Source organism: Hungatella hathewayi WAL-18680 (assembly GCF_000235505.1).
Taxonomy (GTDB): Bacteria; Bacillota; Clostridia; order Lachnospirales; family Lachnospiraceae; genus Hungatella_A; species Hungatella_A hathewayi_A.
Window position 1 is genome coordinate 1,719,159 of sequence record NZ_JH379027.1, and the last position, 22,352, is coordinate 1,741,510.

18 protein-coding genes and 1 tRNA gene are annotated in these 22,352 nt (G+C 54.3%); 18 read left to right on the forward strand and 1 reads right to left on the reverse strand.

Annotated elements, in window-relative coordinates; all coding sequences use genetic code 11:
• Positions 1-80 precede the first annotated feature (80 nt).
• From HMPREF9473_RS27905 to HMPREF9473_RS07830, 17 genes are all read left to right on the forward strand, one after another.
• On the forward strand, positions 81-272 hold the full coding sequence (locus HMPREF9473_RS27905) for a hypothetical protein (protein WP_034858107.1): 192 nt from the start codon (positions 81-83) through the stop codon (positions 270-272).
• An 86-nt stretch (positions 273-358) separates the two neighbouring features.
• On the forward strand, positions 359-1,120 hold the full coding sequence (gene lepB, locus HMPREF9473_RS26075) for a signal peptidase I (RefSeq protein WP_006779527.1): 762 nt from the start codon (positions 359-361) through the stop codon (positions 1,118-1,120).
• 38 nt (positions 1,121-1,158) lie between these two features.
• Entirely contained in the window at positions 1,159-9,939 is an 8,781-nt protein-coding gene (locus HMPREF9473_RS07760; protein ID WP_006779528.1) for a hypothetical protein, read from the forward strand.
• Between the two features lie 22 nt (positions 9,940-9,961).
• Positions 9,962-10,603 carry a hypothetical protein gene (locus HMPREF9473_RS07765; protein ID WP_006779529.1) on the forward strand — a complete coding sequence of 214 codons (642 nt, stop codon included), beginning with the start codon at positions 9,962-9,964 and terminating at the stop codon, positions 10,601-10,603.
• 17 nt (positions 10,604-10,620) lie between these two features.
• A complete protein-coding gene (locus HMPREF9473_RS26080; protein WP_006779530.1) occupies positions 10,621-11,190 on the forward strand; it encodes a hypothetical protein in 570 nt (189 codons plus the stop codon).
• Between the two features lie 10 nt (positions 11,191-11,200).
• Positions 11,201-11,734, forward strand: coding sequence for a hypothetical protein (locus tag HMPREF9473_RS26085; RefSeq protein WP_006779531.1), 534 nt, complete (start codon positions 11,201-11,203; stop codon positions 11,732-11,734).
• A 35-nt stretch (positions 11,735-11,769) separates the two neighbouring features.
• On the forward strand, positions 11,770-12,525 hold the full coding sequence (locus tag HMPREF9473_RS07780) for a hypothetical protein (RefSeq protein ID WP_006779532.1): 756 nt from the start codon (positions 11,770-11,772) through the stop codon (positions 12,523-12,525).
• Positions 12,526-12,560: 35 nt separating this feature from the next.
• The gene (locus HMPREF9473_RS07785; protein ID WP_006779533.1) at positions 12,561-13,292 is read left to right on the forward strand and encodes a hypothetical protein; all 732 of its coding nucleotides are present in this window, start codon (positions 12,561-12,563) and stop codon (positions 13,290-13,292) included.
• A 23-nt stretch (positions 13,293-13,315) separates the two neighbouring features.
• Positions 13,316-13,510 carry a helix-turn-helix domain-containing protein gene (locus HMPREF9473_RS07790; RefSeq protein WP_006779534.1) on the forward strand — a complete coding sequence of 65 codons (195 nt, stop codon included), beginning with the start codon at positions 13,316-13,318 and terminating at the stop codon, positions 13,508-13,510.
• 156 nt (positions 13,511-13,666) lie between these two features.
• Positions 13,667-14,593 (forward strand): diacylglycerol/lipid kinase family protein, encoded by a 927-nt coding sequence (locus HMPREF9473_RS07795; protein ID WP_006779535.1) that lies wholly within the window; start codon positions 13,667-13,669, stop codon positions 14,591-14,593.
• 35 nt (positions 14,594-14,628) lie between these two features.
• Complete coding sequence (gene ispF, locus HMPREF9473_RS07800; RefSeq protein WP_006779536.1) at positions 14,629-15,174, forward strand: 2-C-methyl-D-erythritol 2,4-cyclodiphosphate synthase; 546 nt, start codon at positions 14,629-14,631, stop codon at positions 15,172-15,174.
• Positions 15,175-15,226: 52 nt separating this feature from the next.
• Entirely contained in the window at positions 15,227-16,636 is a 1,410-nt protein-coding gene (gene cysS / locus HMPREF9473_RS07805; protein WP_006779537.1) for a cysteine--tRNA ligase, read from the forward strand.
• Positions 16,621-17,085, forward strand: a complete 465-nt coding sequence (locus HMPREF9473_RS07810) for a Mini-ribonuclease 3 (protein ID WP_006779538.1) — start codon at positions 16,621-16,623, stop codon at positions 17,083-17,085. Before cysS ends, HMPREF9473_RS07810 begins: the two co-directional genes overlap by 16 nt.
• Before the next feature lie 140 nt (positions 17,086-17,225).
• Positions 17,226-18,011 (forward strand): 23S rRNA (guanosine(2251)-2'-O)-methyltransferase RlmB, encoded by a 786-nt coding sequence (rlmB, locus tag HMPREF9473_RS07815; RefSeq protein WP_080568854.1) that lies wholly within the window; start codon positions 17,226-17,228, stop codon positions 18,009-18,011.
• Positions 18,012-18,211: 200 nt separating this feature from the next.
• On the forward strand, positions 18,212-19,168 hold the full coding sequence (locus HMPREF9473_RS07820) for an L-lactate dehydrogenase (protein WP_034858983.1): 957 nt from the start codon (positions 18,212-18,214) through the stop codon (positions 19,166-19,168).
• Between the two features lie 226 nt (positions 19,169-19,394).
• Positions 19,395-20,417: a GTP 3',8-cyclase MoaA gene (gene moaA, locus HMPREF9473_RS07825; protein ID WP_006779541.1), complete on the forward strand. Its 1,023-nt coding sequence runs from the start codon at positions 19,395-19,397 to the stop codon at positions 20,415-20,417.
• 5 nt (positions 20,418-20,422) lie between these two features.
• The gene (locus HMPREF9473_RS07830; protein ID WP_006779542.1) at positions 20,423-20,863 is read left to right on the forward strand and encodes an MOSC domain-containing protein; all 441 of its coding nucleotides are present in this window, start codon (positions 20,423-20,425) and stop codon (positions 20,861-20,863) included.
• A gap of 78 nt (positions 20,864-20,941) precedes the next feature.
• Here HMPREF9473_RS07830 and HMPREF9473_RS07835 read toward each other — a convergent pair whose 3' ends face one another.
• Positions 20,942-21,994: a DUF4397 domain-containing protein gene (locus HMPREF9473_RS07835; RefSeq protein WP_006779543.1), complete on the reverse strand. Its 1,053-nt coding sequence runs from the start codon at positions 21,992-21,994 to the stop codon at positions 20,942-20,944.
• A 119-nt stretch (positions 21,995-22,113) separates the two neighbouring features.
• On the opposite strand from HMPREF9473_RS07835, the gene HMPREF9473_RS07840 reads away from it, so the two are divergent.
• Positions 22,114-22,186, forward strand: a tRNA-Thr gene (locus tag HMPREF9473_RS07840).
• The last annotated feature ends 166 nt before the right edge of the window (positions 22,187-22,352 follow it).

Sequence of the window (22,352 nt, forward strand, 5' to 3'; positions counted from 1 at the left end):
ATCAACCTTCGTAATATAGTCTATTATACCCACTTTCGTAAAAATTGCAAGGTTTGAGTTGGAAAAAATTGTATTTTACGATGAAAAGAACGCAAAAATATGCTTCCGTGGGTATGGATACCGGCGGCCGGGCTTTGGGGAGTCTGACGGCCTGTTTGGCGTGCAGGGAACCGGCCACGAACCGGGAGAGCCGGTATATCCAAGTCAGAAACATTTCCCATCTCAATGGAGTTTATCAAAAAATCAGTCAAAATCGCAGCATGGATATCTGATATTTTCTGGATTTTCCCAATGGAACAATTCCTCAAACCCTGTAATACCAATTATGGAGTAAACACGGAAAGAGAGGTGCCAGTCTGTGGAAACGGCCGCATTAAAGAGGAAATCCCGCAGGAAAATGCGGAAGGGCCAGACAGGAAAAGGCAGAGGGACCTCTCACTTTCGCACGGTCTGTTTTGGGGGATTTGAGGAGACGCAGATTATCTGCTATCTGTGGAATGTCATAAAATCCATGGAGGAAGGGAGAAATGCCGGCTCCGGGAATCTGGCGACGCTGGAAAAGCAGATGCGCAGGCAGATGCGGGTTGAGATGAGGCGGTATTTTGCAAGGCGTAAACGCAGAAATCTGAAACTGATAGCGGGCGCTCTGGTGATTGTTCTGTGCAGTATCTGTCTGTTTGGATTTGTGATAGGGGTGGACCGGGTGTCGGGAAATTCCATGTATCCCTATCTAAATCACGGGGACTGGATTGTGTACGGCCGCGGGATGGGTGGAATCCAAAGGGATGAGGTTGTGGTGTTTGACAAGAATGGAGAGAGTCTGGTGAAACGGGTGGCAGGGCTTCCGGGGGATACGGTGGAGATCAGCCCGTCGGGTGGAGAAGTGGTGGTCAACGGTGTGCAAATAAGGGAAAATTACGTGACGCTGACGGACCCGGTTCAGGATGAGAAAGAACAGGAGCGGGGCGCGCCGCTGACGGTGATGGAGGGACAGTACCTGGTGCTGGGCGACAACCGGAGCGTGTCCATAGACAGCCGGGACAGCAGTATGGGAACCGTGGCGGCGGAGCAGATACTGGGCAAGGTCATTTTGATTGTCAGGATGGGACAAGGGGAATAGAAATACGGATTAGGGGATAACAGGTTGGAGGAATTCTTATGAGCCATTTTAGATTACATACGAAAGCAGAGGGAAAGGACAGTCTGAAATATCTGATTGCGGGGGTGGTCTGCGCGCTGTTTGCTGTGGCGGGTATCTATGTGCTGCACAGCATCGGAACGGCAGACGCCAAGAGCCGGGAGACGGTGCTTATCCATACGGCGGAAGAACTGGAGCAGTATCTGCTGGATGAGGAGAGCGAGGAATATAATCTGAACGGAAGCTACCGGCTGGAGGAGGATCTGGAGATTGACTGGCTGTACCGGTCGATTGGGAACCAGGCGGAGCCGTTTACGGGGAAATTTGACGGAAACGGACACGTGATGAGCGGTCAGATGAGGCCGTTGTTCGGTGTGGTGGAACGGGCGGAGATTACGAACCTGTTCCTGAGCGGGGCAATCGTGACAGTTCCATTTACGTATTATGACGGCGAGCGCTATGTGGATGGGTATGGGGCGGTGGCGGCCTATGCGGTGGATTCCACGATTCGGAACTGCGGCGTGACGGGAGATGTCTTCGCAGGGATGCCGATTGAGACCGAATATCTGCTGGAGAAAGCGAGCCCGGCGGATGCCGAGGAATGGCTGGGACCCGGAGCGGTGGAAATGCCGGGGAGCGGTGAAGCGGCGGAAGTGGGGAGCAGTGATGGAAGCGCCGATATCGGTGCCGATGGAAATGCCGATAGTAATGGCGGTGGAAATGGCGGAGAGATAGGTCCGGGTCTTGGGACTGGCGGAGCCGATGAGACGAACCAGGCGGGCGATGAGGAGAAAGATGATGGTCCGGGAGTGGAAAGTACGGACGCGGCGGCAGATGGAACGGAACAGGAGTCATCTGCGCTGGAGAGTGGAAATGCCAGTGGGAATGGAAATGCCAGTGGGAATGAAAATGCCGGTGGAAATGGAAATGATGGCGGCGAATCGACAGAAGGTTCGGCCGGGAATATAGAAGGAACGACGGAATCGAATCACGGAAGTACGGATTCGGCTGTGACGGAGCCAGCGGAGAGTAACGGAGCAGAGTCTGGCTCTGAGGTGACAGATAGCACGGAAACTGGGAATGCGGGAACTGGAAGTTTTGAAACCGGGAACAGTGGCGCAGGAAATACGGAAGGGGAAAACACAGGAACCGGAAGTACAGGAGCCGGAGGTACAGGAACCGGAAGCATAGGAACCGGAAACACAGGAACAAATCACACGGAAAACGGAGGTGACGGAACAGGGCAGTTAGAAGTCAATGAGCCGGATTCCGGAAATCAGCATGTCAAAGAGAAGCAGAATCATGACACGGCATTGGCCGGAGCCATGGCTGAGACCGTGGGCTACCGCGGCAATGAGCGTCAGCGTCTGATGCTGAAGGTATCACCGGTTGTCGACCCAAATGCAGAATCAATCCCCATGGCGACTCCTTCGGATGCGGAAATATCTGAAGCCACGCCGTCCAATGCGGAGGAATCCACACATGCCGGTTCCGGCAGCAGTGATACAGGCATGGAGCCGGCAGAGGAAACGGTGGAATACATAGGCAACCCTAACGGAGATATCTGGATACTGGTTACGGCCGAGCAGATTACCGTCGGCGGTCTGACTGCGCAGACAGCGGGAGATACCCTGATATCAGACAGCTTTGCCCTGGTAACAATAGGCGCCCATATGGGAGGCATGGAAACATACGCCGGTGGTCTGGCCGGCATTTTGGGAGAGAGAACCAGAACAGAGAACAGCTATGCCGCCGGCACGGTTGACGCGGCAGGTATCATCGCCGGCTTTGCAGCGGTCAATGAAGGAATCATAAAAAACAGCTTTTCCACAACAACCGTTGGAGACATGGGAATCGTCCGGGGCGCATTTACCGCATTGGGAGACGGAAGTCTGTCCGGTTGCGTTTACGACAGACAGATTGCCTGTGTCGATGATGAAGAAAAAGAACACGCGGAATTCGAGGAACTCGGAGAGGCAGAAGCCCTAGGTCAAACGGAACTTATCCAGGACTCGGAAGATCTGCCAGACTCAGAGGCTGTGCAAGGTCCCGGAGTCATCCAGGAGGCAGATGGCATCCAGGAGCCGGCCACCGAACCGGAGAGCAGCATCGATATTCACGCAGGCATGAAGCAGATTGGACCTGGCGAGTGGGTGGAAACAGAATCGGCTGATATGGAATCCGAAAATATGGAACTGACAAATGGGGACCGGTCAGATACGGAACTAACAAATCCGGAACCGGCAAATCCGGAACTGACGAATGAGGAACCAGCAAATCCAGATCACTGGCAGCCAGAGCCGGAATTCAGCCTGATAGCATTAAACACCACAGACATGACCGGCATAAACGCGCAAATACCCGGAAACTGGTACAAAACCGAGAACGCCTATCCCCAGCTGGAATACTTCGCAGTCAACGAGCAGGAACTGATATCATCCAGCTCCAAGGCATCCGCAGTCGCCCTGGTCCTGCCAGACGGTTACACATTGGCAGACGTTTTATCAGAGGGCGCCCTGGTTCTGCCGACAGAACTGGACGGTCAGTCTATTGAGTGGGAGGCAAACGGCGGCATCGCCATAGACGAAAACAACCAGGTAGTGACACACGAAAAAATATCATATGAGCCCAACCAGGTCCCAAACGTAGGCTCCGCCCTGAACCTGTCGACTCCGTTTCAGGCGGAGGAATCCCAGCCGGAAGCCACTGAAGAAGCTGTACAGCCGGACCAGACTCCGGCCGATACCAACCCTGCGGACGACATTGACACCCCGGGAGACCCAGAAAACCCCACTTCCAGCCTGAGAGCCTCCATAAACGGAGTGGGCCGGAGTTTCTCCGTCTCCGTAGCGGCCGCGGCGGCAGACACTGACATCTACGCCAATTGGGCCGTGGTAGGTGCTGCTGTCGAGACCGGCGGAAAATTGGACAGTTATCAGCCAACACAGAATCCATCGGACAACTTCTATGAGATAGAAACCCCGGAGGCCCTCGCATGGTTTGCCTATCAGGTCAATGTCAGGTCCAAGGCCAACATCAATGCAAGGCTGATGAACGATATCGATTTGTACGGAGCGCACCGCTCCGGCAATTCCTATGACGCCGCGTCCCCCGATTATGACAAGGCACTGCTGTGGACGCCGATTGGCGGCAATAACGGCAAGTATTTCAAGGGGACATTTGATGGCAACAACAAAAAGATACTCAACATGAGCGTAAACACCAATGGGTACACCGGACTTTTCGGATATATCAGTGACAATGCTCTCGTCATGGATTTGGGAGTGGCATCTGGCAGAGTGAAGTCCAGCGGACCTCAGAACGGTTGTATTGTTGGATTTTGCAGCGGGAACAACATCAAAGTACTGAGATGCTGGAATGCTGCTACTATGGAAACCGGAAGCGGCTTTTGCTTTGCTGGTGTTGTCGGCGGATTAACCTGGTGTACCAATTCTTTAGTTGAAGGCTGTTACAATTTGGGAACCATTAATGGAAGACTTCATGTTGGAGGCGTTATTGCGGCGCTCCATTCTACCAGTAATGTGGTAATTCGAAACTGTTATAACCGTGGAGTCGTCAATGGAGCGAATGATAATGTTGGAGGTATCATGGGATGCCTGAATAATGAACATCGCGGTGATAATTCTTTGGTTATAGAGAACTGTTACAATATGGGGCCTGTTAATTCCGGAAGTGGGAACAGAGGCGGGGTCATTGGATTAAATTATGCAACTGTTATAAACAATTATTATACCAATACCAACGTAGGAAATACGGGAACCAGGCTGACAGACACCCAGATGAAGTCCTGGGCGGCTGCCTACGCCTTAAATGGGCAGAGCCTGACACAGACCAATGAGTCCGGTTTATCCTGGTCATACGACCCCGATATTAACGATGGCTACCCTTACCTTTCCCCAGAGGGACTCCGGCCGGCCAACAGCTGGCAGGAGATTGGTCAGGGAATGCTGGACGGCCTGATTGCCGCCGACAAACTGACTAACACCAGCGGAACTTATCACATAAAGTCCGCAGAACAGCTGGCGGCATTTTCCGCGCTGGTCAATTCCGGAAGCACCGGTATCAATGCCCTTTTGGAAATCGATATTGATTTGGCGGGAGAAGTTTACGGCGGAAGCAGGGAAGAGCCAATTCCCTGGATACCGATCGGGACGGAGGAAAATTTCTATCGTGGAACCTTCGACGGCAACGGAAAAGCGGTTGGCCATATGAAGGTGGAGCAGAGCGGCTATGCGGGAATGTTTGGCTGCGCCGGGGGCGGAGCCGTCATTAAGACGCTGGGGCTTGACACCACCTGTTCCGTCAAAGCCCTCTCATCGTCCACCTCCACGTCCGCATTTGTGGGAGCCGTAAAAAGTGTGGCCAATGCCAACCCACAGATTGTGATAGAGAATTGCTATAACCGTGCATCCGTCACAGGAGGGAATGAGAAAACAGCCGCATTTGTGGGAAGTGATGAGGGCGTGGCTTCCCATGGAGACGGCACCCAGAGAATCACCAACTGTTATACAACCGGAATGATTACGGCACCCAGCGGAGTGACACCCAGTGCGATAGCGGGAACCTTCACAAATGGCACTAATACCACCAGCGGCGGAATCCGGTACTGTTATTGGGATGAGAGTACCAGCAGCGCCTCCGGCGTGACCTTAAAGGTGACAGGCAGCAGTGGGACCAGTACCCTGCTGTCAGGCAAGAAGGCCAGCGCTTACATGAAAAGCGAGACATTTTTAAATGATTTAAACACCATGAGCGGGGTCAATGCCTGGGGATGGCTGGCGGATAAAAATGATGGTTATCCCATTTTTTCCAGCAATCTGGTCAATTTGAATTGGAGCACCATCGGAGCCATCGTGCAGCCGCCTTACTATAAGAACATGTCGAAACCGTCGACAGCCGGGGAAGCGGATAATCCCTATCTGCTTTACACACCGGAACATCTTGCATGGTTTACCTATCAGGTAAATGCAGGAAAAACGACACTCTGTGCGGAAGTGAGACATAATCTCGATATGGCCGGAGGAATCTATACGGGAATCAGCAATCCAGGCGGGACGGCCGACAAGGCGGCCAGTGCCATTCTCTGGGTTCCGGCGGGAAGCAGCAGCGCATCCTACACAGGAACATTTCTTGGAAATGGATACACGATTTCCAATATGCGCGTGGATGGAGTGGAGAACGCGGGTCTGTTCGGCGCTTTGGGAAGCGGAGCTCATATCAAACGGGTGGAGCTGGCCGGCTGTCTGGTCAGTCCGGGCGGGCAGTATGCCGGTGGAATCGCCGGAAGCGCCGGCGGAACCGGCATTGTGGTGGAGGGATGTACGGTTGACTCCCTCAGCAGAATCAATGCTTCCGGAAAGTCCAATATCGGGGGAATCCTGGGCGGCGCCCTGTCAGGAACCGTGAACGTCAGAAACTGTTATAACCAGGGAACGGTGACAGGGGGAACCAACGTAGGCGGAATTGTGGGAAACCTGGCTGTAGGCCAGATTTCGGCCAGCTATAATGCAGGGCCAATCACTGCGGATGGAAGTGGCGGCGTGGCCGGCAATATCACCGGAGTGAGCTCCGGCAGTGTGACAAATTGTCTGTACGACAACACCTATGCCTGCGGGGCAGGCCCTGACGCCAATGCCATCGGCTTAACGACGGAAGATTTAAAATCCTGGTCTGCGGCCTGGAAACTGAACGGTGAAAATTACAACCTGGTATCGGATATTGCCTGGACTTATCAATCGGGCAGCTACCCCGTATTCGGTGTCTTGGGACCGGCGGAGAACTGGAAGGAAATCGGGCGCGGTGCCGTCAATGGAACGATAACATCGGGGAAACCGGCGCAGACCGGCGATGTTTACCTGATTACCAACGGGGAGCAGCTGGCCTGGCTGGCTTACCAGGTCAGCATCCTGGGTAATACATCCGTGAATGTGCGTCTGGAACAGGATATTGATTTGTTTGGAAGTACTTTTACCGGCCGCAATTTTGATGGAACAAATATGGCGTCAGCGCTTGAGTGGATGCCAATTGGATATTCGACATCCAATAAATATACAGGCGTCCTTGACGGAAATCAGAAGCAAATAAAAAATATGTGGATGAACCGGGGATCGACTTGGTATTCAGCCTTAATCGGAGTGATGGGTGAAAATGCGGTTGTAAAAGATTTGGGAGTGGCGACGGGTAAGGTTGTATCAACCGGCAGTTACGCTGCTGGAATCGCGGGATATGCAGAAGGGAAAGACATTGCACTTCTGCGGTGCTGGAATGGAATTGAAGTGAAGGGAAGTAGAATCATCGGCGGTATTGTGGGAGGAATGACCAGCTGTCCCAATCTTCGAATCGAGGGCTGTTATAATCTCGGAGATATTGCGGCAACAGGCGATTATTCCTCCGGTATTGTCAGTGCAATTTATGCGTGCAGCGATGTAACAGTCAAGAATTGCTATAATCTGGGAGCAATATCAGGAGCAAACAGAATAGGCGGTATCGTTGGATATTTCAATGAGCGCAGCGCCGGCCCGGCATCCATGGACCATTGCTACAATGCGGGGAAGATTACCGGAAGGGGTTATTATGGAGGAGTGTGTGGAACCAGCGTCGGAGTTATCACAGATTGTTACTACGATAATAAGTATGCGGGCGCCGGCAGCGTTTCCGGCAGTGGAAACACAAATAACCCACGAGGATTAACCACCGCCCAGCTTCAGTCCTGGGCCGCGGCTTATGCCCTGAACGGATACGGTTTAAGCCAGGCCGACGCGGCTGACAGCGTATGGAACTATAATCCCGGAGATTACCCCACACTCCGGTGGACGGGGGACCCGGCGCAGGATAAACTGGCTCCCGCGGCCGACTGGAGCGTCGTCGGCCAGGGCGTGGAGGACGAGCTGATTGGCATCAGCACGGATGCGTTAAAACAGGCCCCGGCGCAGGCGGCGGGGGCCGGCGCCTATCAGATAGGAAGCGCCGAGCAGCTGGCCTGGTTCGCCGGAAAGGTCAACGGGTTCCGGGAGGGGACCGGCGACAGAAGCATCGACGGCGATTTGACAGCCAGCATTGACAGCATGGCCGGAACCGCCTACGGAGGAACGGACAGCGCGCCGCTTCCGTGGATTCCCATCGACCAGTACAGTGGGAAATTCGGGGACGGAAACGGGGAGCTCTGCCAGATTGGAAAACTCCGCGTCAGCCAGACGGGCCAGGCCGGTTTGTTCGGGACGGTGACGGGAAGCGGCGGAAGCATTTCCAAAATCGGTCTTGTGAATTCCTCCATCACCGGTGACACGGCCGGTGGAATCGCGGCAGTGGTGACCCAGAACGCGGTGGTGTCCAAATGCTTCAACAAGAGTCAGATATCCGCCAACGGAACGGCAGATTCCTATATCGGCGGCATTGCCGGAAAGGTGTCCGCGGGCGGCGTGATAAAGGACTGCTACAACATGGACTCCGTCATCACAAGCAGGGTGACGGCCTCCGGGAAGTCGTCCTACGCCGGTGGTATCGCCGGAGGAGTTGTGGTCGATGGAGGAGCGGCCGGAAGCATCCAAAACAGCTATCATGCAAACAGCAGGGGCGGAGCAACCGGAAGCGTCACAGCGTCAGGGACGGCCGGCTCTATCGCCGGAACCGCGGTTACGGGAGCCATATCCAGGTGTTACAGCGATACGAAGTACGGGGCGGACAATGCCGCCGGAGTCATCGCCTTTGACTTTACCAGTGATGACGCGATACAGAAGCAGACCGACGGACTGAACACTGTCGGCGATGCCGAGCGGATGGGAGATGACAGGGCCTGGTACACCAGTCTTGCGGCCGAGGATACCCACGGTCTCCCAACGCTGAAAGCGCCGGTGATAGTGGAGGTGTCCTTTGACCCGGCAGAGATTGATGCGGGAGCGGATAAATGGGGCGTGGCAAATGTGAGCGGCATCCCGGCCGGCGCGCTGCTGCGTGGAATCCACCAGGAGAACAGCAGCAGTGCAGACTTCGACCTGACCCCGGTGAATACCTTAAAAAGGGATTATCCCAAATACGGCACGGTGGCTGCCGGCAAAAACCTGGCATTTTCAGCCGGAACGGGGAATCAGGATTTGGACGGTTTAACCGGCTCCCTGACAGCCCCCTCCGCGGCCGGAACAATCACCGGCTTTGAGCGGCTGACCCTGTATCTGGCCCCGGCCTATCTGGATACCGCCGGGCGGACCATTCTGGTGGATGTGTCATCCGGCACAGCCAGATATGAGATTCGCGCCAGGATAGAGCCCCTTACCAGCAAGACCGTGAGCCTGGTGTTTTCGGCCAATCCAACCATTGAGCTTCAGCCCGGCATGCACCGCCGTTCGGATTCCAGCGATGTGACGGTGACCAATCAGAACGGTTATCCCATTGAGGGGAGAATCTCCGGGGTGACGCCGATGGAGGGAATGGACACAAAGCTGACGCCAATCCTGGCAAAACTGCCGGACCCCATTGATGAGAGCCAGTACCTGGAAACTGCCGGTGTCAAGCTTGGCATTACGGGTGTGAAGAATACGGCGGAGACGGTGATTGGAAACAAAGAGTTCTATTACAACCCCAAGGCCGGAGGGACCTGGATTACTTATCAGATTGGAAGCAAAAACAAGTTCAGTTTCCGCTACTTCATGGAATACAGTCCCCTTTACGCCGGGGAGAAGAAATCCTTTGGATATGAGATTCAGTACAGTGTCTCAATTTCCGAACTTGAGGTGGCGGCGGATGTGGTCACCGTTTCGGAGGAAACAGCCGTGAGCGGCGGATGATAGAGGCAGGGGAGACGGACAGATGAGAGAAGGACGCGTGAGAGATGGTGAGATATTGAATGGGCGAAATGAGAACCAGCGTGAGAAGAACCGGCATGAGAAGAACCGACAGACAAGGGAGCCGGACACGGAAGGCAGGAGACAGCGCTGCAGAAAGAGAAGAAACCGGCGGCGTTTTCGAACATGGATTCCGGCGCTGGGGATATTCTCCTTGCTGCTGGCGGCCGGCGCCCTGTTTCTCCACTATGGCGAAGCCGGCCTTCTGCCGGAGCCCCTCCAGGCCCGGGCAGACATTCTCCCGGACAGGCGGGCGAAGCGTGGAAGTCTCCACGAGAACGGGGAGCGGCAGGTCGGTGAGGGGGATTTCTGGGTGATCTTAAACCAGATTCCGACGGTAAAAGCCGGAAGTGACGAGTGCAATCTGGAATACGAAAACCCCAAAGCCAACCATTACGGCGCACGGGTGAACCTGTATCTGAAAGCAACCGGGGAGCGCCTTGGAGGAACCCGCCGGGTGGACCCCGGAAGATATGTGGAGACGATAAAGATAGCAGATGGTCTGGAGCCGGGCGAGTACCCGGTGACAGCGAGGGTGGAGCTGTTTGACGGAAGCACACCGGCAGGCGGGATGTCCATGGACATTACCCTGCACATCTTGGAGTAGGAGGGAGGCGGTATCACATGAGACGCGGGAAGGAAACGACAGAGGCAGGCAGAAGAAAAGGGAGAAGAAACCGCGCCAATCTGACCGTAATTCTCGCCGCGGCGCTGTTCTGCCTGATTGTGCTGTGCGGCGCCGGCTATTACGGCATTACCGTCGTAAACCAGGTGAAATCCCAGGAGAGCCGGACAAACGGCCTTGTGGCGGAGGGAAATGTCAAGTCGGGTACCTTACACGACCCGGCAGGGAGACAGGCGGAGCTGGACGAGATTGTGAGGGAAGGGCTGATAACCTTTTCCATCAACGCCACCCCCAGCATGAAGGACGGCGGGGAAATCAACCTGATGATAGAGAACCCGCCGGACAATGGGACCCGTTTCACCGTAACCATTCTCCGGGACGATACGGGGGAGGAGATTTACCGCTCCGGTTATCTGGACCCGGAGCAGTATATTGACAACACAGCGCTGGACGTGGCGCTTCCCAGTGGCGAATATCCCTGTACGGCCTACTTTGACTCGTACCGGATTCAGGACAGCAGCTATCTGGGAAGAGCTGCCGCCAAAATTACGGTGTTTGTGCTGGACTGACGGAGGACTTATGAGAGAGAAGAGAAGGAAACAGAGCGGTTTTCCGTTTGCAGTCATATTACTATTGGTTCTGATACTGGCCGCCATCTTATGCCTGCTGGTACGGGGGAGCAGAAAGACGGAACGGAAAGAGGGACTTGCATACGAGGCAAATGTGGTGGCCGGGGACATTCCCGGAAAGTCGAAGGAGGAGCGCCAGAGGGAGCTGGATTCCATCGTGGAGGAGGGCATGCTGGCCATGTCCATCAACGCCACCCCAAGCGGCAGAGGCGTGGGAAGCGAGCGCTCCGTCAACTGGCTGATTGAAAACCCGTCCAACCAGGGGAAACTCATACGGGTGGAAATCTACCGGGATGACACCGGGGAGAAAATCTATGAGACGGGAGCCATCAAGCCGGGCAGCTATGTGGAAGCCGCGCCGCCGGATGTGAATCTGCCCGTAGGCGAATATGACTGCACCGCCCGGTTTTACACCTACCGCCTGGAGACGGAGGAGTACATCGGACAGGCGGCCGCGAAGATAAAGCTGGTGATATATGAATGACAGAGATGAGAGCAGAGGGAGAGGGGGGATGAGCTTTGAAAAACAGAAAAACCGCGCTGTGCCTGGCGCTGTGTCTGCTGTGGCAGAGCGGGACGATACCGGCTTTTGGGGCTGCGATGACCGGAGACGGCTCTGCCAATGCTGCGGGCAGCAGCGGGACTGCCGCAAACGTGAACGGTATCAAAAGTAATGCCGGAGTGGTAAGTGGCGATATCGAACTGAACCCGGAGGACGGCAGCGCCTCGGTCCCGGTGGAAATGAAAGCGACCGTCACCGCCTCCCTGATTTCGGTCAGTCTGCCGGCGGACGGATTTGAGTTTACCGTGGACCCGGAGCAGCCCTTTGACATCAGCGCCCCGGCCGCCCAGATAACCAGTCCGGATGTGACGATAGTCAACCATTCGGTGGTTCCGGTGAAGCTGGAGATAGCCGATGTGCCGGAGGTGGGGGAGGCGGATGTCCGGTTTTCGGAGAAGTTTTCCGACTATGCCGAGCAGTCCTTCCGGCTGGTGGACACCATATCGGGAGTGGGGCCGCCGGGGACCGCCATCCTGGTGCTGGGAACCAGGGACAGAAGGTATGGCAATGACGAGGAATTTGAGCATTATGCCATCCGGCCGGGCCGGACAGGAATCTTTGTGGCGGAAATTCCGGCGGAGGGGGAGGCCGTCCTCAAACTCTACGGCAAAGTGGCCCCCGACTTTTACGGTGCATTTGAGTTCACCGTAAGGCCAACCTTAAAAATCAGCACAGTCAGAGCCAATGAGACTGCTGATTCATATAAAAAGTAAGCAATATCGAAAAAGGATATCAGGAGGGAAAGAAAATGAAGATGACGAAAAAAATGACAGCGCTGATGCTGGCCATGAGCATGGCGGCAGCAGGAACAACCGCCGCCTATGGGGACCCAGGGGTGAGCGCCACGGATGAGGTAAAGTCGGCAGGCGGCAGTACCAACATGACCTTAACCGGCAATATTCAGGTAACCACCTTAAGCGTCACCATACCGACCACAGTGGCGTTTGACGTTGATATGACGAAAATACCGGTAAAAAGCGCCACGGACAAAGCCGGTGTCAACGTGCAGGTGACCGGTCCGACGGAGACAGATTATAAGATTGTCAACAAGTCTGCCTCCACGGTCTGGGTCTATGTGACGGCTGTAACACCGTCAGCAACATCGACGGGAAAAACACCGGCTCTGGTGAGCAAATACTCTGATTTGAAGGTGGCGGACTATAATCTGCTGTTCGCCATAAAGGATACCAAGGTGGCGCCTCCCGCGGTCAACGCCTACACGGATGAAACAGACCTGACCCTGGACGGAGACAGCGCTGATTTCTGGATGAAGAGCGGAATGGCGTCCGGGGATAAATACTATTTGAACAGTGACTATGGAAAATTGTTAGCCCAGGACCAGGCGACAGGCGAAAAAGAAAATGAGATGCCGCTGACCATCTATGCCTTCACGAGAAAAGGCTGGGTGGCAGGAGACAGCTTTACGGTGCAGCCCACCTTTACCGTATCGGTCACAGACCCAACCAAACCAACCACGTAAACATCAGGAAGGAGAAGATACCTATGGCAACAAGAATCCCATGCACCCCATTTGGAAAGAAAATGAAAATTGCGATGGTGGAACAGGATATTCCCCAACAGGAACTGGCGAGGCGGTTAGGCATCGCCAATTCCACGGTGAGTGATATCATTTACGGAAGAAACCAGTGTGAGAGGACCAAGGAGCGCATTGCCGAAACCCTTGGAATCAAAGGATAAGCAGGGAGCGGAGTCCATACTGCGGGAGAGCGGTATGGATTCCGCTCCCTTTTTATCCGGCAATATCCAGCGGCGCCATAATAATTTATAGAAATTTTCTTTCATGAAAGTAGTATTTATGATATACTTAGGATTAGCAAATTACGGGAGGTTTCCATGTACTATTTTATCGTAAATCCCAACTCCAGAAGCGGGAAGGGAAAGAAGATATGGAGAAGACTTGAGAAACAGTTAATCAACTCGGGAGTGGAGTATGAAGCGCATCTGACGGAGAAACCGGGGGATGCCTCGGACTTTGCGGCGCTCCTGACGGAAGGCTGTAAGGAGCCCAGGATTATCGTGGCCATGGGCGGGGACGGGACGGTCAACGAAGTGTTGAACGGCCTGGCTTTCTGTGGCCCCATAACCCTGGGCTATATTCCTACCGGCTCCGGCAACGATTTGGCCAGAGGATTGAAGCTGCCCAAGCGCCCGGGACGATGTTTGAAGAAGATCTTGAACCCCAGATATCACAAGCTGCTGGATTACGGCGTGGTATCTTATGGCCTGGAGGAGGTGGCACACCGCCGTTTTGCGGTCAGCGCCGGTATCGGTTATGATGCCGCTGTCTGTCACAATCTTCTGTATTCCCGGCTGAAACGGGTTTTAAATAAGATTCATCTGGGTAAATTAAGTTATATCCTGATTGGCGTCAAACAGCTGGTGCTGGCCCATCCGACCAAGGGCTATCTGCTGCTGGACGGCGTGCAGAAGGTGGAATTCAATCACATTTACTTCATTTCCGCCCATATTCATCCTTACGAGGGCGGCGGGTTCAAGTTTGCTCCGAAGGCCAAACCGGCGGATGGCATGCTAGACATCTGTGTGGTCCACAATGCCGCCAAACGGAAACTCATCCCGATTCTGGTGAACGCGTACCTGGGAGGCCGCACCAATTACCGCGGCGTCCGCCACTACACCTGTCAGGAGGCCGAGATTCACACGGACAAGACCATGCCGGTGCATGTGGACGGGGAGAGCTGTTACTGCCAGAATGATTTGCAGATACGGTGTATCGAGAAGAAACTCCGTTTGATTGTGTAATGATTAAGAAGCAATTGAGATAGAAGGGATATAACATGAGAATAGGACAGGGCTATGATGTGCATAGATTAGTGGAGGGCAGAGAGTTGATTCTCGGCGGCGTGACAGTGCCGTATGAGAAGGGGCTTCTGGGACACTCCGACGCGGATGTGCTGGTACACGCGGTGATGGACGCGCTTTTGGGAGCGGCGGCTCTCGGCGATATCGGCCAGCATTTTCCGGATACGGACCCGGCGTACAAGGGGATATCCAGTATCGAACTGTTGAAACACGTGGGGAAACTTCTGGAGGAGAAGGGCTATGTGGTGGAAAATATTGACGCAACCGTCATCGCCCAGAGACCGAAGCTGGCCCCCTACCGCCCGCAGATGGCGGAAAATATTGCGGCCGCGCTGAATCTGCCGGCAGGCAAGGTGAGCGTGAAGGCCACCACGGAGGAAGGACTTGGATTTACAGGAAGCGGGGAGGGAATCTCTTCCCAGGCCATTACACTGTTGACAGCAGTGGAGGATTACTGTTATGATGAGAAAATCATGAAGAGCGGCTGCGAGAGCTGTCAGGGATGCTGCCAGAACCGTTAACCGCTTACAGGAGAAGTCCGGACCATAAATTCAAGAGAGAGGGGAAATGATAATGAAAATATTTAATACATTGACGAGAAAAAAAGATGAGTTCGTGCCGTTGGAGCCTGGAAAGGTGAAGATGTATGTCTGCGGCCCTACCGTATACAATTTTATCCATATTGGAAATGCAAGGCCCATGATTGTGTTTGACACGGTGAGACGGTATTTTGAGTACAAGGGCTATGAAGTGAATTACGTGTCCAACTTTACGGATGTGGATGACAAGATTATCAAGAAGGCCATCGAGGAGGGCGTGGATGCCGAGACCATTTCCAAGCGCTATATTGAGGAGTGCAAGAAGGATATGGCCGGCATGAATGTGAAACCGGCGACCACCCATCCGCTGGCGACCCAGGAAATCTGCGGGATGCTGGAGATGATTCAGAAGCTGATTGATTCCGGCCACGCGTACAAGGCGGAGGATGGAACGGTGTATTTCAGGACCGGTTCCTTTAAGGAGTACGGGAAGCTGTCTCACAAGAATCTGGAGGATTTGCAGTCCGGATTCCGGGAGATTAAGGTGACCGGCGAGGATGGGAAGGAAGACCCGTCGGATTTCGTGCTGTGGAAGCCGAAGAAAGAGGGAGAGCCTTACTGGGAGTCCCCGTGGTGCAACGGGCGTCCGGGCTGGCATATTGAGTGCTCGGTGATGTCCAAGAAATATTTAGGCGAGCAGATTGATATCCATGCCGGCGGCGAGGATTTGATTTTCCCCCATCATGAAAATGAGATTGCCCAGAGCGAGGCGGCCAACGGCAAGGAGTTTGCGAGATACTGGATGCACAATGCATTTTTGAATATTGACAACCGGAAGATGTCAAAGTCCCTGGGGAACTTCTTTACCGTCAGGGAAATCAGTGAGAAATATAATTTGCAGGTGCTGCGGTTCTTTATGCTGAGCGCTCATTACAGAAGCCCGCTGAATTTCAGCGCGGAGCTGATGGAGTCCTCCAAGAATGGTCTGGAGAGAATTCTGACGGCTGTGGAGAAACTGCGTGATCTGGAGGCGAAGGCGGCTGACGGCGGGATGACAGAGGCTGAGAATGGAAATGTGGCTGAGGCCAAGGCGCTGGTTGAGAAGTACGAGGCGGCCATGGACGATGACTTTAACACGGCGGATGCCATCGCGGCGGTATTTGAGCTGGTGAAGCTGAGCAATTCCACGGCGGACGCGGAGAGTACCAAGGCTTACGTTTCCTATATGAAGGAGACCATTGAGAAGCTGTGCGATGTGCTGGGCATTATCACCGAGAAGAAGGAAGAAGTGCTGGACAGCGAGGTGGAAGCTTTAATCGAGGCGAGACAGCAGGCCAGAAAAGATAAGAATTTTGCACTTGCCGATGAAATCCGCGGGAAACTGCTGGATATGGGCATTGTGCTGGAGGATACGCGAGAAGGAGTTAAATGGAAGAGAGCATAGAAAACGGCATGGAAAACCGGAATCATTTTCTTGCATATATGAAGGAATCCTTACGGCTGCAGGGGGTTGACCCCTGCAGCTATTCTCCGTTAGCCTTAGCTTACATTGGGGATGCGGTGTATGAACTGATTATCCGCACCAAGGTGATCAACCACGGGAGCATGCAGGTGAACAAGATGCACAAGAGAAGTGCGGGGCTTGTGAAGGCGGAGACCCAGGCGAATCTGATTAAGGCGCTGGAGGAGGATTTGACGGCGGAGGAGCTGGCGGTGTTCAAGCGGGGGCGCAATGCCAAGTCCGTGACCACGGCCAAGCACGCCACGGTGATTGATTACCGGATGGCCACCGGGTTTGAGGCGTTGGTGGGATATCTGTATATTACGGAGCAGTTTGACAGGGTGATAGAGCTTGTCAGCCTGGGACTGGACAGGATTGGAGAATTGGAATGAGGGATAGGAAACAGGAGATGAACGGGCGGAAAGGGAATTTCCACGGAACGGAGCGCGGCGGTAACCGTCAGAGGGACGGGCAGAGAGAGCGCAGCCTGAAGGAGAACAGAGCGGAACTGGACGGGCAGAGAGATAGCGGCATGAATGAGAGTGGAGCGGAGTTTGCCGGCGGGGAGGAAAGTCCGGTGTCGGAGCAGCTGATTGAGGGCCGTAATGCGGTGCTGGAGGCATTTCGCTCAGGGAAGACGATTGATAAGCTGTTTGTGCTGGATGGATGCAAGGATGGGCCGATTCAGTCCATCACGAGGGAAGCCAGGAAGCATGATACCATCATCAACTATGTGGCGAAGGAGCGGCTGGACCAGCTGTCGGAGGCCGGGAAGCACCAGGGCGTGATTGCTATGGCGGCGGCCTACGAGTATGCCGAGGTGGAGGACATCCTGAATGCGGCTAAGGAGAAGGGGGAACCGCCTTTTATCTTTCTGCTGGATGGGATTGAGGACCCCCACAATCTGGGGGCGATTATCCGTACCGCCAATTTGGCTGGCGCCCACGGGGTGATTATCCCGAAGCGGCGGGCCGTGGGGCTGACGGCCACGGTGGCGAGAACATCCGCCGGGGCATTGAACTACACGCCGGTGGCCAAGGTGACGAACCTGGCGGCCACGATTGAGGATTTGAAGAAAGAGGGACTCTGGTTCGTCTGCGCCGACATGGGCGGCGAGCTGATGTACCGCATGAATTTGACCGGGCCCATCGGGCTGGTGATTGGAAATGAAGGGGACGGCGTCGGGAAACTGGTGCGGGAGAAATGTGATATGATTGCATCCATTCCCATGAAGGGGGATATCGATTCCCTGAACGCGTCTGTGGCGGCCGGTGTGCTGGCGTATGAGATTGTGCGGCAGAGGCTGGGGGCGAAATAGTGGAAAAGGGCTTTATCTGTGAAATATTTAACAGATAGAGCTTTTTTTATTTTGGGGATGAGATAATGTTTCGAGGGTGAAACTTTGATTTCCTGCATATTTTAAAAGTGAGATTCCGATACTATGGATATACTGTGATAGTAAGCTGGAACATTTCTCGGAATATGGGATAAGGATAGCAGGAAAGGATGAAGACGGATATGAGAGCGGATAAACGGAAAATAGTGCTGGTGGGATGCGGAATGGTGGGGATGAGTTATGCTTACTCCCTGCTCAACCAGAATGTGTGTGATGAGCTTGTGCTGATTGATATTGATAAACGGAGGGCGGAGGGGGAGGCCATGGATTTGAACCATGGACTGGCATTTTCCAGCTCCAATATGAAGATTTATGCGGGAGATTACAGTGACTGCCGGGATGGAGATATTGTGGTGATCAGTGCGGGGGTAGCCCAGAAGCCGGGGGAGACGAGACTGGATTTGCTGAAACGGAATGCGAAGGTCTTTCAGTCCATCATTGAACCAATCACGGCGTCCGGTTTCAACGGACTGTTCCTGGTAGCCACCAACCCGGTGGATATCATGACGAGAATCACCTACGCCCTGTCCGGATTTAACCCGAAGCGGGTGCTGGGGACGGGGACGGCCCTGGATACGGCCAGACTCCGCTATCTGCTGGGAGAGTACCTGACAGTTGACCCGCGCAATGTCCACGCCTATGTGATGGGAGAGCACGGGGACAGCGAGTTCGTGCCCTGGAGCCAGGCCATGGTGTCCACGAAACCGGTGCTGGAGCTGTGCCGGGAGATGAATGACAAGGTCTGCCAGGCCAGACTTTCGGAGATTGAGGAGGAGGTCCGGGGGGCGGCCTACAAGATTATCGAGGCGAAGAAGGCCACCTACTACGGCATCGGCATGGCCATGACCAGGATTACCCGGGCGATACTGGGGGATGAAAACAGTGTGCTGACGGTATCCGCCATGCTGAAGGGCGAGTACGGACAGACCGACGTCTACGCCGGAGTGCCCTGTATTATCAACCAGAACGGAATTCAGAAGGTGCTGCCGCTGTCCCTTGATGAGGAGGAGATGAAGCAGTTTGCATCGTCCTGTAAGACGCTGAAGGACAGTTTTGAGCAGATGGGGGGACTGGTCTGAGGAAGGTGGAAGCTGATTGTATACAGGTTTCAGGATGATGAAACGGCGATGGAATACCGGCCGGAAAGGCATGGCGGTTTTCCAGTGTTTATGGTATACTTACAGTACCCGGCTCCGGAGAGCAGACTTTCCGGGGCATCGTGCGTGTTAATGCTTTGAGAAAGCAGCCGATGTCTGCCGGTCCTGGGGTTTTTTGAATAAACGCCACTGGAGGAGGTTTGAACCCATGATAGATTCCTGTAACCGGAATATTGACTATATCCGTATCTCGCTCACCGACCGCTGCAACCTGCGGTGTGTGTACTGCATGCCCGAGGAGGGCGTGGAGCTGCTGCCACATGAGAAGATACTGACATACGAGGAAATCCTCCGGCTGTGCCGCTGTTTTGCACAGCTGGGGATACATAAAGTGAAGCTGACCGGCGGGGAGCCGCTGGTGCGCCGCGGCGTGCCCTGGCTGGTGGAGCAGTTGAAGCAGATAGACGGCATTGACAATGTGACCATCACCACCAACGGCATTTTGCTGACGGAGCAGATGGAGGAGCTGCATCAGGCCGGCATTGACGGCGTCAACATCAGTCTTGATACCCTGGATAAGGAGGCATTTCGCCAGCTGACCAGGTTTGACAGTCTGGACCGTGTGCTGAGAGGGATTGACAAGGCGTTGGAGTACCCGGATGTGACCACGAAAATCAACTGTGTTCCCCTGGGGGGAGAGACGGCGGAGCAGACCATCATCCGGATGGCCGGGCTTGCCAAGGACCGTCCGCTCCACGTCCGTTTTATCGAACTGATGCCCATCGGGATGGGGAAGGAGCTGGCGGGCAGCGACGAGGAAACGTTGAAGGCCATCATTTCCCGTGCCTACGGTACTATGATTCCATACGAGAAGACTCTGGGAAATGGTCCCGGCGTCTATTACGGGCTGGAGGGATTTACAGGGAAAATCGGGTTTATCAGTGCGGTCAGCCACAAGTTCTGCCACAAATGCAACCGGATTCGGCTGACATCCGAGGGCATGTTAAAAAACTGTCTCCAGTACGGCGGGGGAGTCAATTTGAGAGACGCCATGAATGATGGTTACACCGATGAGGAGCTGATCAGGCTGATTCACGACACCATCGAGCAGAAGCCGGCGGGCCACCATTTCGGCGAAGGGCGGACGGACGAAGGCGTGTCAGGAGAGAGAGAAGTATCAGGAGAGGAGAGCGGCACCGAGCGCAAAGGCATGTCGCAGATAGGGGGATAATACATATGGGAATCGTAAAAGCAGTATGCATCAGTGAGAAAAAGGGAACGCAGAAGGTGAATATCCATTCTGCCAGATTCATAGAGAATTTCGGCATCGAACATGACGCCCACGCCGGCAACTGGCACCGCCAGGTAAGTCTGATATCCAAGGAGCGCATCGACGCCTTCAAGGAGAAGGGCGCCCAGGTGGAGGACGGGGCGTTTGGCGAGAACCTGATAGTGGAAGGGTACGATTTCAAGACCCTGCCGGTAGGAACCGTGTTCCGCTGCAACGACGTGGTTCTGAAAATGACCCAGATTGGCAAGGAATGTCACGCCCACTGTGCCATTTACAAGCAGGTAGGAGACTGCATCATGCCGCGGGAAGGCGTGTTCGCAACGGTGGAGCACGGCGGGGTTATCTCGGAGGGCGACGAGCTTGTGATTGTGGAACAGCCGGAATAGGAAGAGGATAATAATGATAATAACAGGGGGACCCAAAAGACGGGTCCCCCTGTCGTGCTTCACAGGCGATACTTAAAATCAGTCCTCCACAGTCAGCGCACGGAGGCTGTTGTCGGACCAGGTGTTGCCAATCATGTAGGTGGTGTAATTTCTGTTGGCTGCGATGTCTACCTGGAGGGAGAGCAGTGGTTCGTTGACCATATTGCCGTTGGTGTAGGCGCCGATGACAATAACCGGAATTTCCCGGATGACGGAGAAATTGCTGGAGTTGGTCACGTAGAACTGGTAGGAGCCGGCCATGGCCTGCTTGTAGGAGGTTACCTCCCGGAAGCCAACGTTGCGGAACACGGTCTCGCCGCCGTAGAGCAGCAAATCGAAATTGGAGCCGCTGTAGGTCATGTTGGCGAAACGGTAGCAGCCTGCATTGAAGGGCAGGTTGGTGCAGCCGGTATCGGTGACCTTCACCATGCTGAGCCCGCCGGACGGTGTGTCGGTCAGAACCATGGTGGCCTTGACGCCGGCCATAAATGGGAAGGTCTGCTGGAACAGAATGCTCCGAAGACCGGTTGCCCTTCTCACGGTGATGGTGTGGAACCCGTCAGCAATCCAGTCATAATTGGAGACTGTACCAAATCTGGAGTTCACTGCATAGGTTGTATTATCAACAGAAATATTTACCGGGAAGGAATTGGTGGATGCGTTGAGGAAACGCACCTGGCCAAAGTACTGTGGGGATGGGTAGGATGGCACGGTTGGGAAGCTTGGGAAAAGCGGGAAGCCTGGAATGTTGACGCCAGGACCTGGAGCTACCGGCCGCCCTCCTTCCGGAGCGATTGGTGGAACCGGAATATTGTCAGGACCCGGGAACACAGGTCTGCCGCCTTCCGGAGCAATTGGTGGAACAGGAATATCCGCCCCGCCATTTCCCGGAAAGACAGGAGCGCCGCCCTCCGGAGCGATTGGTGGTACCGGAACATTTTCCATGCCATTGCCGGGTGCTGCCGGCATGCCGCCCTCCGGGGCAACAGGCGTGGTCAGTCCATAATCGCGGGTGCTTCTATCGTTCATGCCATTGCCAGTTTCGTTGGTGTTACCGCCATTACCGTTACGATTCATCTCATTTTCAGCCATAAAAATGCCTCTTTGTTTTTTTACTTTACAGTATGACTGAAAAAAATATTTGTTACTGGTTGACAAAACTAAATTCTCATGATAATATATCTAAGGTTCAAGCAGTGCTTGGACGACATGCTGATGTGGCACAGGTGGTAGCGCACCTCATTGGTAGTGAGGAGGTCTCGGGTCCGAGTCCCGACATCAGCTTAAAAATCCCTTGATTTTTCAAGGGATTTTTTTTGTGTCTGTGTTTATATGAAAATCTAAGAAATCTGGCATCCCCCATTCATACACCGTTCCAATTCCCTCAACAATTTCTCCACCTCAATCGGTTTGGAGAGGTGTCCGTTCATGCCGCTTTCCAGGGATTTTT

Bases quoted from the DNA above. Each gene is read 5' to 3' on its own strand.
- HMPREF9473_RS07790 (WP_006779534.1), top strand. From the start codon at position 13,316: ATGGCAACAAGAATCCCATGCACCCCATTTGGAAAGAAAATGAAAATT.
- HMPREF9473_RS26080 (WP_006779530.1), top strand. From the start codon at position 10,621: ATGAGACGCGGGAAGGAAACGACAGAGGCAGGCAGAAGAAAAGGGAGA.
- HMPREF9473_RS07820 (WP_034858983.1), top strand. From the start codon at position 18,212: ATGAGAGCGGATAAACGGAAAATAGTGCTGGTGGGATGCGGAATGGTG.
- HMPREF9473_RS27905 (WP_034858107.1), top strand. From the start codon at position 81: ATGAAAAGAACGCAAAAATATGCTTCCGTGGGTATGGATACCGGCGGC.
- rlmB (WP_080568854.1), top strand. From the start codon at position 17,226: ATGAATGAGAGTGGAGCGGAGTTTGCCGGCGGGGAGGAAAGTCCGGTG.
- moaA (WP_006779541.1), top strand. From the start codon at position 19,395: ATGATAGATTCCTGTAACCGGAATATTGACTATATCCGTATCTCGCTC.
- cysS (WP_006779537.1), top strand. From the start codon at position 15,227: ATGAAAATATTTAATACATTGACGAGAAAAAAAGATGAGTTCGTGCCG.
- HMPREF9473_RS07835 (WP_006779543.1), bottom strand. From the start codon at position 21,994: ATGGCTGAAAATGAGATGAATCGTAACGGTAATGGCGGTAACACCAAC.
- HMPREF9473_RS07785 (WP_006779533.1), top strand. From the start codon at position 12,561: ATGAAGATGACGAAAAAAATGACAGCGCTGATGCTGGCCATGAGCATG.
- HMPREF9473_RS26085 (WP_006779531.1), top strand. From the start codon at position 11,201: ATGAGAGAGAAGAGAAGGAAACAGAGCGGTTTTCCGTTTGCAGTCATA.
- HMPREF9473_RS07760 (WP_006779528.1), top strand. From the start codon at position 1,159: ATGAGCCATTTTAGATTACATACGAAAGCAGAGGGAAAGGACAGTCTG.
- HMPREF9473_RS07810 (WP_006779538.1), top strand. From the start codon at position 16,621: ATGGAAGAGAGCATAGAAAACGGCATGGAAAACCGGAATCATTTTCTT.
- HMPREF9473_RS07795 (WP_006779535.1), top strand. From the start codon at position 13,667: ATGTACTATTTTATCGTAAATCCCAACTCCAGAAGCGGGAAGGGAAAG.
- HMPREF9473_RS07765 (WP_006779529.1), top strand. From the start codon at position 9,962: ATGAGAGAAGGACGCGTGAGAGATGGTGAGATATTGAATGGGCGAAAT.
- HMPREF9473_RS07830 (WP_006779542.1), top strand. From the start codon at position 20,423: ATGGGAATCGTAAAAGCAGTATGCATCAGTGAGAAAAAGGGAACGCAG.
- ispF (WP_006779536.1), top strand. From the start codon at position 14,629: ATGAGAATAGGACAGGGCTATGATGTGCATAGATTAGTGGAGGGCAGA.